The organism is Rathayibacter sp. VKM Ac-2804 (assembly GCF_009866655.1).
Taxonomy (GTDB): Bacteria; Actinomycetota; Actinomycetes; order Actinomycetales; family Microbacteriaceae; genus Rathayibacter.
This window is the reverse complement of sequence record NZ_CP047420.1, coordinates 3,087,348-3,100,887: the sequence shown is the minus strand read 5'-3', so window position 1 is coordinate 3,100,887 and position 13,540 is coordinate 3,087,348. Positions and strand designations below refer to the sequence as shown.

The following is a 13,540-nucleotide window of genomic DNA, read 5'->3' as shown; positions in this document are numbered from 1 at the left end:
CGTCAGAGCGCGGTGGGCACGCCGACCAGGCGGCTGGAGAGCGTCCAGAGGTCCCGGCCGAGCTGGCGCTCGCGCGCCTGCGCGGCGACGGCGCCGTCCGGCCGGAGCCCGTCGAAGTAGCTGCCGCTCGCCGCGCCGACGTCGGACTCGGACGCGAGTGTGATCAGCGGGACGGCGCCCGCCTCGGCCGAGATGCCCGGCGACCCGCTCAGCGACAGCAGCGACATCAGGCGCGAGTCGGCGCCGAAGCCCGTCGCGACGACGCCCGGGTGGAACGAGTAGGCGTCGACGGCGGTCGGCAGCAGGCGCTCGGCCAGCTCTCGGACGAACAGGATCGTGGCGAGCTTCGAGGTGCCGTAGGCGCGCCAGCCGCCCAGCCACGGCCCGCGCCGGCGGTCGAGGTCGTCGAGCGAGAGCCGGCCGATCCGGTGGGCGGCGCTCGCGGTGCCGATCACCCGTGCGCCGGGACGCTCGCGGCCCGTCTCGATCAGGCGGGGGAGCAGGAGCCGCGTCAGCAGGAACGGGGCCAGGTGATTGCTCTGGATCGTCCGCTCGTGCCCGTCGACCGTCTCGCCGCGGTGCGAGACGAGACCGCCGGCGTTGTTCGCGAGCACGTCGATGCCGTCGTAGCGGGCGAGCAGGGCCGCGGCGAGGTCGCGCACGTCGTCGAGGCGGTCGAAGTCGGCGACGAACGGATCGCCGCCGATCTCCTCGGCGACCGCGCGGGTCCGCTCGGGGTTCCTGCCGACGACGGCGACTCGGGCGCCGGCCGCGGCCAGCGCACCGGCCGCGACCCGGCCGATCCCGGAGCTGGCTCCGGTGAGGACGACGACGCGCCCCGTCTGATCAGCGACCACGGACGTAGCCGCCCTTCTCCAGCCCGGCCTCGATCTCGAAGCGGTTCTGCAGCGCATCGCGCCCGGCGACGAAGTACAGCAGCGGGAACCACATCCCGTAGGTGCGCCACTGCTCCTTGTGCACCGCCTCGTGCTCCAGCACGCCGTCCGACGCGTTGGTGCCGGTCAGGTAGCTCGTGCCGACGCAGGAGCCGCCGCGGCCGAACGCCCACGAGGGCAGACCGGTGAAGACGACGAGCCCGTTGCGGCGCTCGATCGGGCCCGTGCTCCAGAGCGCGCCCCAGGCCAGCCCGACCGCGCAGGCGAAGAGGTAGCCGGGCCGGGTGATCGCCGGGTCGAGGGCGACGACCGCGACCGCGCGCCGCAGGGCGCTCACGCGCTGTCGCGCCCGTAGGTCTCGAGCAGGCGCAGCCAGACCTCGCTGATGGTCGGATAGGAGGGGACGGCGTGCCAGAGGCGGGAGAGCGGGACCTCGCCGACGACGGCGATCGTCGCGGAGTGCACGAGCTCGCCGACCTCCTTGCCGACGAACGTGACGCCGAGCAGGACCTTGCGGTCCTCGTCGACGACCATCCGGGCGGTGCCCGTGTAGCCGACGGCGGCCAGCGAGGCGCCGGCGACGGAGCCGATCTCGTAGTCGACGACCCGGGTGCGGTAGCCGGCCTTCTCGGCCGCGGCGGCGGTGAGGCCGACGGAGGCGACCTCGGGGTCGGTGAAGACGACCTGCGGCACGGCCTCGTGGTCGGCCGTGGCGACGTGCGCGCCCCAGGGCGCGTCCTTCACCTCGCCGCCGGTGCTGCGCGCGACGATGACGTCTCCGGCGGCGCGCGCCTGGTACTTGCCCTGGTGGGTGAGAAGTGCGCGGTGGTTGACGTCGCCGACGCCGTAGAGCCACGGGGAGCCGGAGCCGACAGGGGAGCCGTCCTCGCCGAGCACCAGCATCGTGTCGTCGACGTTCAGGGAGTCGCCCGGCTCGAGGCCGACGACCTCGAGGCCGATGTCGCGGGTCTGCGGGGCGCGGCCGGTGGCGGCGAGGATCTCGTCGGCCTCGACGACGTCGCCGCCCTCGAGGGTCACCGCGACGGTGCCGTCGGCGCGGCGCTCGACGGACGCGGGTGAGCCGCCGAGGCGGACGTCGACGCCGAGCTCGCGGAGGGCGTCGCCGACCAGCTCGCCGGCGAACGGCTCGAACGGGGCGAGCAGTCCGCTGCGGGCGAGCAGGGTCACGGTCGAGCCCATGCCGGCGTAGGCGGTCGCCATCTCGCAGGCGACGACACCGCCGCCGACGACCACCAGGCGGCCGGGGACGATCTCGGCGCTGGTCGCCTCGCGGCTCGTCCACGGCGAGGCGGCGCGCAGACCCGGGATGTCGGGGACGACGGCGCTGGTGCCGGTCGCGACGGCGACCGCGCTCCGGGCGTGCAGGACGCGGACGGAGCCGTCGGGGGCGGTGACGCTGACCTCGCGGACGCCGCTGAGGCGGCCGTGACCGCGGACGAGCTCGATGCCGGCGCCCTCGAGCCACTGCACCTGGCCGTGGTCGTCGAAGCCGCTGGTGACGGAGTCGCGGTGCGCCAGGAGCGCGGCGACGTCGACGCCGCCGGTGACGGCCTGGGCCGCTCCCGGGAGGTCGCGGGCGGCCCGCAGCGCCATCGGCGCGCGCAGCAGCGCCTTGGACGGCATGCAGGCCCAGTAGGAGCACTCGCCGCCCACCAGCTCGCTCTCGACGATCGCGGCGGTCAGCCCGCCCTGCACGGCGCGGTCGGCGATGTTCTCGCCGACCGGGCCCGCGCCGATGACGATCAGATCGAAGGTGTCGGCGGCCGCGGTGTCGGTGGCGGCGTCGGTGCTCGGCGTGGTCATGGTCTCTCCGGATCGTTCTCGGGGGCGGTTCGCCCGTTCTGTCCTGGACTCCGGCGCCGTGCGGCCCGGAGGGGATCGTCAGTGCGCGGGCACGATCTCGGCCCGCCAGCCGTCGTAGCGGCCGCCCTCGCGCTCGACGACCTCGATCACCTGGCGGAGGAAGGCGGTCGTCGCCTCCTCGTCCACCGCGGCGTGGTGGCTCGCGACCAGCACGAGGCGCAGGCGCAGGCGCGAGATCGCGATCTCGAAGCCGGAGGCGACGAGGGCGCGGCCCGCCCGGCGCGCCTTGGAGCGGCGGGAGAAGACGGCGAAGTGGTCGACCTCGCGCAGCTCCCAGACCTGGTCGCCGTAGCGCAGGCGCACCTCGAGCTGCTGCGCCGCGCGCTCGCGCTGGGCCTCGAGGACGGAGGTGTGCCGGGCCGCGGGGGCGGTGGTGGTCGGGAGGGACGTGGTCGCGGGTGCCTGCTCGCTCATCGGCCGGTGAACTCCGCTCGCGTCCGGGAGAGGAAGGCCTCCATGCCGATCCGCGCGTCGTCGGACGCGGCGAGTCTGGCCAGCTCGGCGGGCAGGGCGGCGGCCGCCTCGGCGTCGGAGGAGGTGACGGCGAGCCGTGCGCTCGCGAGTGCCGCCTGGACGGCGAGCGGAGCCTGCGCGGCGATCCGCTCGGCCAGGGCGCGGGCGGCCTCGGCGACGGTGCCGTCGGGCACCACCTCCTGGACGAGGCCGATCCGGTGCGCCTCGCGGGCGTCGAACTCGTCGCCGGTGAGGATCCAGCGCATCGCGTCGCCCCAGCCCGCGGCCCGCGGGAAGCGGAGGCTCGCGCCGCCGAAGGGCAGGATGCCCCGGGCGACCTCGATCTGGCCGAAGCGGGTCGACTCCTCGGCGAGGACGACGTCGCTCGCGAGCGCCAGCTCGATGCCGAGGGTGAGGCAGGTGCCCTGGAGGCCGATCACGACGGGCTTGGCCACCGGGCGGGTGCGGATCGCCCACGGGTCGAGGCCGCCCTCGGGCACGAAGTCGAGGCCGTCGCCACCGAGTCGCGGACCGATGTCGGCCAGGTCGAGGCCGGCGGTGAAGTGCGCGCCCTCGGCGAGGACCACGCCCGCGCGCAGCTCCGGATCGCGGTCGAGCTCGCCGTACGCGGCGGCCAGCTCGCCGAGGAGCCGGAAGTCGGCTGCGTTGCGCTTCTCGGGCCGGTCGAGGACGATCTCGAGCACGTGCCCGCGCCGCTCGGTGCGCACACGTCGCCGGTCGTCGCTCATCGGTCCTCCGCTCGGGTCGCGTCCGTCCATCTTGCCCGGTGCCGCCGACACCGGGTCGCGGCGGGGCGCCGATTCGGAGTCGGCGCTCAGGCCGGGCCGGCGCAGTCCGACGCCGGGGAGCGCCGAGGCTCAGACTCCGCGGGTCGTCGCGCCGACCAGGCGCAGGATCGTCGGCAGGTCGTCGACCGCGGCGGTCGGCGAGGAGGGTGCGAACGAGGTGAGCCCCGCGCCCGCGAGCGGGAACCGGGCCCGCAGCGCCGCGAGGCACTCGACCAGCCGCGAGGCGGGGACGCCGAACGGCACGGGGTCGAAGAGACCGGCGACCTCGGCCGGGTCGAGGACGTCGAGGTCGATGTGCACGTAGACCGAGCCCGCGCCGGTCGCCTCGACGGCGGCGACGAGCGCCTCCGGATCGAGCGCGTCGACACCGAGGTGGGTCGCCCCGCGCTCGAGCAGTCCCTCGAGCTCGCCCGGGTCCGAGGCGCGGACGCCCGCGAGGACGACGTGCTCGTCGGCGATGCGGTCCGCGGCGGACGCGCTGAGCAGTCCGACGCCGCGGCCGAGGACGGCCGAGAGCACCATGCCGCAGAACGCGCCGCTGGGCGAGGTCTCCGGAGTGTTCGCATCCGGATGCGCGTCGAACCAGACCAGGGCGACGGGCTCGGACGAGCTGAGGACCGCGTGCCCGATCGCCGCGAACTCCACCCCGCAGTCGCCGCCGATCGTCACGATCGGTCCCGGCCGGCCCGCCAGCGCCTCGCGGACCCGCTCGGCGGTCACTGCGACGGACGCGTAGCGGCGGACTCCCGTGTCCTGAGCATCGCCCGCTTCGGCGGGGACGTCGACGACGACGGTGGCGGAGGAGGGCAGATCGCCGCGGATCGCCTCGGCTCCGTCGACCAGGCGCATGGCCCGCGTCGACGCGGACCCCTGCCACTGCGGGACAACGAGGAAGGACGCCATGTCCCTCACTATGGCACGCGGCTCCGAGGTGCGGAGGCGGGTGCGCCGCCCGCGCGGATCAGGCGGCGGGGAGCTCGCCGGGCGCGGCCGCGAGCGGATCCGCGGACGGCGCCCCGGGGCCGTCGAGGTCGAGCAGCGCCTCGTCGAGTGCCGAGCGGGCGCGGTCGTCGGCGGCCCGCGCCTGCTCGAGCGCCGCCGACGGGTCGGCGGCAGCGAGGCGCAGAGCCGCGTCCAGCTGGGCGCGGGTCTCGTCCGCGAGGATGCGCGGCGCGGCGCTCACCCGGTCCCCGTGGACGGCGGCCAGCAGGGCGACCGCATCCGCCCCGAGCAGGGCGACCGTGCGCGCGCCCTCGACCAGGAGCAGCTGCCGCTCGGCCTGCGCGCGGGGATCGCGGTAGCCGGCGACCACGGCGTCGAGCGCGGCGTCCGCCTCGAGCAGCAGGGCGAGCACGGCGGAGGGATCGTGCCGGACGTCCGAGGCGCGGGCGTCGTCGACGCTGAGCAGCAGGGCGGTCGCGGCGGCGCAGGCGGTCGCGACATCGGCGGCGGAGGCGAGCTGAGCCGTGGTCCGGACGTCGGTCAGGGTGGCCGCGCGGTCGAGGTCGTCGCGCACCGAGCGCTCCAGCGCGCTCAGCTGCGTCTCGGCGCGCTCGAGCAGCGCCGTCTGGGCCTCGACGGCGTCGAGCAGCGCGGCGGCGTCGTCGTCGTGCTCGGCCGCCGCCTCGATCGCCTCGCGGAGCGGTCGCACCTGCCGCTCGGAGGTGGTGCCCGCGAGCACGGAGACGTCGGCCCGGGAGCGGTGCAGACGCTCCGGGAGGGACGGGGTCGGCGAGGTCACTCCGTGATCGTACGGGCCCAGTGTTACCGCCCGTGTCGTCGCCGCTCGACCCGCCGCGCGCCCGTGCCCAGGATGGAGGCATGCCAGGAACGCTCGCCATCGTCGAAGTCGCTTCGACGCGCCCCGGTCGCGACGAGTACCACGCCTACGTGCAGATGCTGAACGGACGCATCCTCGGTCTCGCCCGCGAGCTGGGCTGGGAGGCGGAGCGCTTCGCCGCGGAGGACCTCGGCACAGCGGCGCTGCTCGAGCAGACGCTCGGCGCCGACGCGATCGTGCTGGCCGGCGGCGAGGACATCGCCCCCGAGCGCTACGGCGTCGCCCGCGGCTACGCCGGCGAGGGTCCGCACGCGGAGCAGGCCGACGCCGCCCAGATCGCGCTGGTCCGCCGGGCCCTGACCCGCCGCACGCCGCTGCTCGGCATCTGCCGCGGCCTCCAGATCGTCAACGTCGCCCTCGGCGGCACGCTCGTCCCCGACCTCGGCCCGGAGGCCGCGCACCTCAACGCCGATGCGCCGGTGCACGAGCGCATGCACCGCCACGACGTGGTGCTCGCCGCGGACTCGGCCCTCGGCGGCCTCTTCGGCGCGGAGGCGCTCGCCGTGCAGAGCGCGCACCACCAGGCGGTCGACGCGCTCGCTCCCGGCCTCCGGGTCGTCGCCCGGGCGGAGGACGGCGTCGTCGAGGCGCTGGAGCACCGCGACGCGCCGATCGTCGGGGTGCAGTGGCACCCGGAGGACCCGGCGGCGCCCGCCGGGCAGCTCGCCGTCCTGCTCGAGGGACTCGCGCGCGCCACCGCCCAGCGCACGTCGGTCGAGGCCGTCGCCGCCTGAGCGCCGACGCCCCCGCACCGTCGTCGCGCGGAGCTCAGCCGGCCAGCCGCGCCATCCACGCCTCGATGTCGTCGGCCGAGCGGGGGATCCCGGCCGAGAGGTTCTCGGCGCCGTCCCCCGTGACCAGCACGTCGTCCTCGATCCGGACGCCGATGCCACGCAGCTCCGCAGGGACGGTCAGATCGTCGGGCTGGAAGTAGAGCCCGGGCTCGATCGTGAAGACCATGCCGGCCTCGACGATCCCGTCCAGGTACATCTCGCGGCGGGCCTTCGCGCAGTCGTGCACGTCGAGACCCAGGTGGTGGCTGGTGCCGTGCACCATGTAGCGGCGGTGCTGCTGGTTGTCCGCCTCGAGCGCCTCCTCTGCGCTCACCGGCAGCAGTCCCCACTCGGCGGTGCGCCGGGCGATGACGGCCATCGCGGCGGCGTGCACCTCGCGGAAGCGGATGCCGGGGCGGACGATCGCGAACGCGGCGTCGGCCGCCTCCCGCACCGTCTCGTGCACGCGGCGCTGCGCCTCGGTGTACCGGCCGTCCACGGGGAAGGTCCGGGTGATGTCGGCGGTGTAGTAGCTCTCCTGCTCCACGCCGGCGTCGAGGAGGACCAGGTCGCCGGGGCGCACCGGCCCGTCGTTGCGGGTCCAGTGCAGGATGCAGGCGTGCGCGCCGGCCGCGGCGATCGTGTCGTAGCCGACCGCGTTGCCGTCGGCGCGGGCGCGGCCGTTGAAGACGCCCTCGATGAGGCGCTCGCCGCGCTCGTGCCGGACGATGCGGGGCAGGTCGGCCAGGACGTCCTCGAAGCCGCGGGCGGTGGCGTCGACGGCGGCGCGCAGCTCGGCGATCTCGTACTCGTCCTTGACCAGGCGCAGCTCGGAGACGTCGCGCTCGAGAGCGGCGTCGCGATCGGCCGCGTCGCCCTCCGCGTCGCCCTCCGCGTCGCTCGCGCGCGCGTCGAGGCGCGCGGTGACCAGCGGGTCGGCCTCGCGCAGGACCGCGACCGGGGCGCCCGCCGCGTCGAGGACGGCGTCGAGCTCCGCGATGCCCCGGGTCTCGAGGCCGAGGTCGCTCGCGACCTGGGCGAGGGAGGGCCGCGGGCCGATCCAGAACTCGCCGATCTCGGAGTTCGCGTAGAACTCGTCGGAGTCGCGACCGGCGCGCTCGCGGAAGTACAGCGTCGCGCTGTGGCCCTCGCCCGCGGGCTCGAGCACCAGGACGGCGCCCGGCTCCGAGTCGGAGCCCCAGCCGGTCAGCCAGGTGAAGGCGGAGTGCGCGCGGAACGGGTAGTCGGTGTCGTTGGCGCGCTGCTTCAGCCGCCCGGCGGGGACGATCAGCCGGACGCCGGTGTGCAGAGCGGAGAGGCGCTCGCGGCGGCCCGCGGCGAAGGCGGCCTGCTCGCGCGGCGCGGGCAGCGCCTCCTCGCGGTCGGCCCAGCCGGACGCGATGAAGTCGCGGAACCGGTCGGAGCCGGGCGTCGTGGAGCGGTTGGTCGTCGCGCGCGGCGTCGGGGCGGCGGCGACGGTCTCCGGTGCCGCGGTGGAGGTCTGCTCGTCCGTGTTCGTCATCCCCCCATTCTCCTCCTCCCGCCGCGAGCGGCGGTCGAGAGCACGATCAGGAGGACTCCTTGACCATCCCGCGGACGGAGAGCTGAGCGATCACCGGTCGGTGGTCGCTGCCGGCCTCGTCCTGGTCGTTGAGCACGTCGAAGCCGGAGACGTCCCAGCGGCCGGAGAACAGCACGTGGTCGATCGGAGCGGCGAGGCCCGTCGGGAGGCTCGTCGGCCAGGTGCCGACGGCGGCGGCGTTCGCGAGTCGCCCGGCGTCGGCGCAGCCGCCGAGATCGGAGTCGCCGGGGAGCGCCGACCAGTGGTCGAGCGTCGAGTTGAGGTCGCCCAGGACGACCAGGTCCTCCTCGGCGGTGCAGAGATCGGCCAGGCGCGCGAGGTCGCTGCGCCACTCGGTCGTCTGCGCGGGCAGGGGAGCGGTGGTGTGCACGGCGGCGATCACCGGGCGCTCCGCCGTGTCCGGGCGGGCGACGAGGGAGGGGCTGGTCGCGGTGGGCGTGCTCGCGGCGTCGACGGAGTAGCCGCCGAGGGACGGCGAGAGCAGGAGCGCCGTGCCGTCGGCGGGGCCCGTGCCCGCGACCAGGTGCAGCGTCATCGGCCGGCCGGCGGCCGCGAGGACGTCGACGACCTGCTGGGCGCGCTCCTGGGACACCTCGAGCAGGGCGACGGCGTCGCTGGCGTTCGCGTTCGCGAGCGCTGCGACCATCTCGGCGGGCACGCCGTCGTGCAGGAGGTTCCAGCTCAGGACGCGCAGATCGCCGAGGCGGTGCGCGCGCGGCGGGGCGGAGTCGCTCCCGCGGACCGCCTGCAGGCCGCCGAGGACGAGCGCGAAGGCGACCCCGATCGCGCTCAGGACGAGGGCGAGCCGGCGCACCGGCTCGACGAGCACGGCGACGACGACGAGGACCACCGCTCCGGCGACCGCGGCGAGGGCCGTGGCCGAGCGGAAGGAGACCAGCTGCGCGAAGGGCGTCTGACCGGCGATGCCGAAGAAGCCGGGTGCCGCGACCACCAGCAGCACGAGCGCCACTGCGAGCGCCACCGCGAACTTGACCAGTCGTGTCCCCATCCCGGCTCAGGCTAGGGCATCGATCCCGGGGAGTCCGCAGGACGCGCGTCTACGATGGCGACCATGCATGTCCCCGGAGGCGGGTACGACCTCCACACCCACTCGCTCGTCTCCGACGGGACCGAGCCGCCCGAGGTCCTCGTCCGAGCGGCGGCCGCGGCCGGTCTCGACGGCGTCGCGCTCACCGACCACGACACGACCCGCGGCTGGGAGGCGGCGATCGCCGCGGCCGGCGACGCGGGGATCGACCTGCTCACCGGCATGGAGCTGTCCTCCCGTGTCGGCTGGGCGAGCGTGCACGTGCTCGCGTACCTGCCCGATCCGGCCGATCCGGGTCTGGCCGCCGAGACGTCGCGGATCCGCTCGGAGCGCTCGCACCGCGCGCAGGCGATCGTCACGGCGATCGCGGCCGACTACGACCTCACCTGGGAGGACGTCCTCGCGCAGACCAGCCCCGGCACGACGATCGGGCGGCCGCACATCGCCGACGCGCTCGTCGCCCGCGGACTCGCGACCGACCGCTCGGCGGCGTTCGCGGGGATCCTCGACTGGCGCGGCGGCTACTTCCAGCCGCACTACGCACCGGACCCGGTCGAGGCCGTGCGGCTCGTGCGAGCCGCGGGCGGCGTCCCCGTGATCGCCCACCCGGCGACGAGCACCCGCGGCATCGTGATCGAGTCGCTGCTGCCGGATCTCGTCGACGCCGGGCTCTTCGGACTCGAGGTCGAGCACCGCGAGAACACCGGCGAGGGCAAGCGGCGGCTGCGCGAGCTGGCGGCGCGCTACTCCCTGGTCACGACCGGGTCGAGCGACTACCACGGCACGGGCAAGCCGAACCGGCTCGGCGAGAACACGACCGCCCGCGCGACGGTCGACGCCATCCGCGGGGCGGCGCGCGTGATCTGAGCCGCGCCGTCGGTACGGCGGGCGGGTCTCGAGACGCTCCTGCGGAGCTCCTCGACCAGCAGGTCTCTCCTGCTGATCGAGCAGCCCGGGGAGCGGACGTCTCGAGACCTGGGGGCGAAGGCCTACGCGGAGCCGTCCGGGCGGGGGCTGCGGCGGCGCTGGCGGGTGCGGCGGCGGGGCTCGCTGTTGCCGTCGTGGTGCTCCTTGCTCTCGCTCGAGGGCGCCTGGCCGGCGGGCACCGACTCGGTCTCGGCGGTGGCGGGGGAGGACTCGGCGGAGTCACCGCCGCGGTTGCGGCGGCGCGGCTCGCGGCCGCCCTCGCGCGGCTCCCGCGGCTCACGCTGACGGGTCGAGCGCTCGGGGCGCGCGTCCGCCTTCGCCTCGGCGGGCATGGGGGTCGGCTTCAGCCGCCCCTTCGTCCCGGCGGGGATGGCGAGGTCCTCGTAGAGGTGCGGCGACGAGGAGTACGTCTCGACGGGGTCGGGCTGGCCGAACTCGAGCGCGCGGTTGATGAGGGCCCACTTGTGCAGGTCCTCCCAGTCGACGAAGGTCACGGCGATGCCGGTCTTGCCGGCGCGACCGGTGCGGCCGACGCGGTGCAGGTAGGTCTGGTCGTCGTCCGGGATGGTGTGGTTGATCACGTGGGTGACGTCGTTGACGTCGATGCCGCGCGCCGCGACGTCGGTCGCGATCAGGATGTCCTTCTTGCCTGCCTTGAACGCGGCCATCGCGCGCTCGCGCTGCTCCTGGTTGAGGTCGCCGTGCACGGCGGCGGCGTTGAAGCCGCGGTCGTTCAGCTCCTCGACGATGCGGGCGGCCGCGCGCTTGGTGCGGGTGAAGATGACGGTCTTGCCGCGACCCTCGGCCTGCAGGATGCGCGCGATGACCTCGTCCTTGTCGAGCGAGTGCGCCCGGTAGACGATGTGCTTGATGTTCGCCTGCGTGATGCCCTCGTCGGGGTCGGTCGCGCGGATGTGGATCGGCTTGTTCATGAAGCGGCGGGCCAGCGCGACGATCGCGCCGGGCATCGTCGCCGAGAAGAGCATGGTGTGGCGGGTGGCCGGGGTCTGCGCGAAGAGCTTCTCGATGTCGGAGAGGAAGCCGAGGTCGAGCATCTTGTCGGCCTCGTCGAGCACCATCGTCTGCACGCTCGCGAGCGAGAGCAGGCGCTGACCGGCGAGGTCGAGCAGGCGGCCCGGGGTGCCGACGACGATCTGCGCGCCGGCCTTGAGCTGCTCGATCTGCCCCTCGTAGGCCTTGCCGCCGTAGATGGAGACGATCTTGGTCGGCCGGTTGGAGGCGGCGAGCTCGATGTCCTCGGTGACCTGCACGGCGAGCTCGCGGGTCGGCACCACGATCAGCGCCTTGACGCCGGGCTCGGGGTCATTGCCGAGGGCCTGGATGAGGGGGAGGCCGAAGCCGAAGGTCTTGCCGGTGCCGGTCTTGGCCTGCCCGATGATGTCCTGCTTCTGCAGGGCCAGCGGGATGGTCTGCTCCTGGATCGGGAACGGCTCGAGGATGCCCTTGGCGGCGAGTGCGGCGACGATGTCGTCGTCGATCTTGAGGTCGGAGAAAGTCACGGAGTGAAGCGCCTGTCGTGTCGAACGGTCCACGCCCCTGTACGACTCGGGCGCAGGGTCACCGATCCAGCGCCGGTGACATCCCGGCGAGTCTACCGCCACGGGGGTCGCCGGGCCCGGAAGCGCGGGCGGCGCGCGCTCTACACTGATCGGATGGCAGCCTGGTTCCGACGTCGACGTCCGCTCGGCGAAGCCCCCCGACTGACCCCGCGCGGCGAGGCGACGAGCAAGCGCGACCGCGTCGACCTGGCCGATCTGACCCCGGAGCTGCTGCCCTACCTCGGGCAGGTCGCCTACCTCCAGCTGGCCGTCTTCGAGGCGCTGGCCCGCGGAGTGGCGGGCACGGACGACCTCGCCGACAAGGAGGCGATCTCGGCGGCGGCGGGCACCGCGCTCGCGAAGCACCACGCGGTCGTCGCCGAGCTGCGCCGGCGCGACGTCGAGCCGAGTGAGGCGATGGCGCCGTTCCGGCCCGCGATCGACACCTTCGAGCACCTCACCCGCGGCGCGGACCTGCACGAGACGCTGCTGTCGGCGTACATCACGGCTGGGCTGCTCGACGACTTCTTCATCCGGCTCACCGGCGGGCTGCCGAACGACGTCGGACCGCGGATCGCGCAGACCCTGGGCGCCGACACCGGCATCGACGGGCTCGTCGCGATCCTCCGCCGCGAGATCGCCGCCGACGAGCGGCTCGGCTCCCGGCTGGCGGTCTGGGGGCGCCGGCTGGTCGGCGACACGCTCCTCGTCGCCCGCTCGGCGCTGATGGGCTCGGGCAACCCGGACTCGGACGAGTCGCGGATCGAGCCGGTCTTCACCGAGCTGATCGCCTCGCACACCCGCCGGATGGACGCGCTCGGGCTGACGGCCTGACCCGCCGGCGCGGCTGTCAGCCGGAGCTCGGTCTGTGCCGCACCTCATGCTGGTCGAGCAGCCCCGGAGGGGCGTATCGAGACCCGCCGTCGTCAGCAGGGCGGGGCTGCAGAGTCAGGTTCTGACGGTGGTGGATCTCGATACGCCCGCTGCGCGGGCTACTCGATGAGCATGAAGGCGACAGCCACCGGCCGGTCGATCAGCACGGAGGAAGTGCGCGGCCGCCCGGTCAGTCGTCGATGAAGCCGGGGACGTGGGCCAGCGTGGCGATCGTGCGGGCGCGGCCCCACTCGACGTGGGCGTGGGCGACGGAGACGGCGAGCGGGGCGTCGCCGGCGGCGACCGCCTCGGCGAGCCGGACGTGCTCCTCGTGGCGGACGCCCGGCTCGGCCTGGATGTTGGCGATGTTGAGGCGGTTGCTGCGCTCGTCGAGCGGCTGCATCGTGGTGATCAGGAGCCGGTTGCCCGCGATCGCCTCGATCGCGCCGTGGATGCGGCCGCTCTCGGAGTGGAAGCGCGCGAGGTCGCCGGCGGCCAGTGCGGCGCTCGCCTCCGCGACCACGGCGGTCAGTGCCGAGGCGTCGGCGCCGCGGGCCACCGCCTCCGCGGCCTTCCGGGCGACGAGCGGCTCGAGCGCGGAGCGGATGTCGTAGAGCTCGTCCACGTCGCGCCGCCGGACGATCGACACGACGGCGGTGCTGCGCGGGCGCACGGTGACCAGGCCGGCCAGCTCGAGCCAGGGCAGGGCCTCGCGGATCGGGACGCGCGACACGGCGAGCTCGGTCGCCAGGTCGCGCTCGCGGATCGGCTCGCCCGCCGGCAGCCGGCCGTCGAGGATCCGTGCGCGCAGCTCCTCGTACACGCGCTGCGACATCGTCTGCGCAGGGCTCTTCGTCGGCATCGGCGCTCCAGTCGGTCTACCCGTTCTCCGTCCT

General features: G+C 74.9%; 14 protein-coding genes. 3 read left to right on the top strand and 11 right to left on the bottom strand.

Going from position 1 to position 13,540, the window contains the following annotated elements:
• Window positions 1-2: 2 nt before the first annotated feature.
• From GTU73_RS14550 to GTU73_RS14520, 7 genes are all read right to left on the bottom strand, one after another.
• Entirely contained in the window at window positions 3-857 is an 855-nt protein-coding gene (locus GTU73_RS14550) for an SDR family NAD(P)-dependent oxidoreductase (RefSeq protein ID WP_244231650.1), read from the bottom strand.
• Window positions 847-1,233, bottom strand: coding sequence for a Fe-S oxidoreductase (locus tag GTU73_RS14545; protein ID WP_160090417.1), 387 nt, complete (start codon window positions 1,231-1,233; stop codon window positions 847-849). The genes GTU73_RS14550 and GTU73_RS14545 overlap by 11 nt, the downstream gene beginning before the upstream one ends.
• Window positions 1,230-2,720 carry an NAD(P)/FAD-dependent oxidoreductase gene (locus GTU73_RS14540; RefSeq protein ID WP_160090416.1) on the bottom strand — a complete coding sequence of 497 codons (1,491 nt, stop codon included), beginning with the start codon at window positions 2,718-2,720 and terminating at the stop codon, window positions 1,230-1,232. Before GTU73_RS14540 ends, GTU73_RS14545 begins: the two co-directional genes overlap by 4 nt.
• Before the next feature lie 78 nt (window positions 2,721-2,798).
• Window positions 2,799-3,194, bottom strand: a complete 396-nt coding sequence (locus tag GTU73_RS14535; protein WP_160090415.1) for a ribonuclease E inhibitor RraB — start codon at window positions 3,192-3,194, stop codon at window positions 2,799-2,801.
• Window positions 3,191-3,982: a crotonase/enoyl-CoA hydratase family protein gene (locus GTU73_RS14530; protein ID WP_160090414.1), complete on the bottom strand. Its 792-nt coding sequence runs from the start codon at window positions 3,980-3,982 to the stop codon at window positions 3,191-3,193. The genes GTU73_RS14535 and GTU73_RS14530 overlap by 4 nt, the downstream gene beginning before the upstream one ends.
• Window positions 3,983-4,111: 129 nt before the next feature.
• Window positions 4,112-4,945 (bottom strand): arginase family protein, encoded by an 834-nt coding sequence (locus GTU73_RS14525; protein ID WP_160090413.1) that lies wholly within the window; start codon window positions 4,943-4,945, stop codon window positions 4,112-4,114.
• Between the two features lie 58 nt (window positions 4,946-5,003).
• Window positions 5,004-5,783, bottom strand: coding sequence for a hypothetical protein (locus GTU73_RS14520; protein WP_160090412.1), 780 nt, complete (start codon window positions 5,781-5,783; stop codon window positions 5,004-5,006).
• 80 nt (window positions 5,784-5,863) lie between these two features.
• Between GTU73_RS14520 and GTU73_RS14515 the strand changes: the two genes are divergently transcribed.
• Complete coding sequence (locus GTU73_RS14515) at window positions 5,864-6,616, top strand: gamma-glutamyl-gamma-aminobutyrate hydrolase family protein (RefSeq protein ID WP_160090411.1); 753 nt, start codon at window positions 5,864-5,866, stop codon at window positions 6,614-6,616.
• Between the two features lie 34 nt (window positions 6,617-6,650).
• On the opposite strand, the gene GTU73_RS14510 is transcribed toward GTU73_RS14515, so the two are convergent.
• Together GTU73_RS14510 and GTU73_RS14505 are read right to left on the bottom strand one after the other, a co-directional pair.
• Window positions 6,651-8,177 (bottom strand): aminopeptidase P family protein, encoded by a 1,527-nt coding sequence (locus tag GTU73_RS14510; protein WP_160090410.1) that lies wholly within the window; start codon window positions 8,175-8,177, stop codon window positions 6,651-6,653.
• Window positions 8,178-8,223: 46 nt separating this feature from the next.
• Entirely contained in the window at window positions 8,224-9,246 is a 1,023-nt protein-coding gene (locus GTU73_RS14505; protein WP_160090409.1) for an endonuclease/exonuclease/phosphatase family protein, read from the bottom strand.
• A gap of 63 nt (window positions 9,247-9,309) precedes the next feature.
• Here GTU73_RS14505 and GTU73_RS14500 point away from each other — a divergent pair, with 63 nt between their 5' ends.
• Entirely contained in the window at window positions 9,310-10,152 is an 843-nt protein-coding gene (locus GTU73_RS14500; protein ID WP_244231649.1) for a PHP domain-containing protein, read from the top strand.
• Between the two features lie 122 nt (window positions 10,153-10,274).
• Here GTU73_RS14500 and GTU73_RS14495 read toward each other — a convergent pair whose 3' ends face one another.
• Entirely contained in the window at window positions 10,275-11,732 is a 1,458-nt protein-coding gene (locus GTU73_RS14495; protein ID WP_160090407.1) for a DEAD/DEAH box helicase, read from the bottom strand.
• A gap of 153 nt (window positions 11,733-11,885) precedes the next feature.
• Between GTU73_RS14495 and GTU73_RS14490 the strand changes: the two genes are divergently transcribed.
• Complete coding sequence (locus GTU73_RS14490; RefSeq protein ID WP_160090406.1) at window positions 11,886-12,605, top strand: ferritin-like fold-containing protein; 720 nt, start codon at window positions 11,886-11,888, stop codon at window positions 12,603-12,605.
• 229 nt (window positions 12,606-12,834) lie between these two features.
• Here the strand turns inward: GTU73_RS14490 and GTU73_RS14485 are convergent, their stop codons facing one another.
• A complete protein-coding gene (locus GTU73_RS14485; RefSeq protein ID WP_160090405.1) occupies window positions 12,835-13,506 on the bottom strand; it encodes a GntR family transcriptional regulator in 672 nt (223 codons plus the stop codon).
• Window positions 13,507-13,540 lie beyond the last annotated feature (34 nt).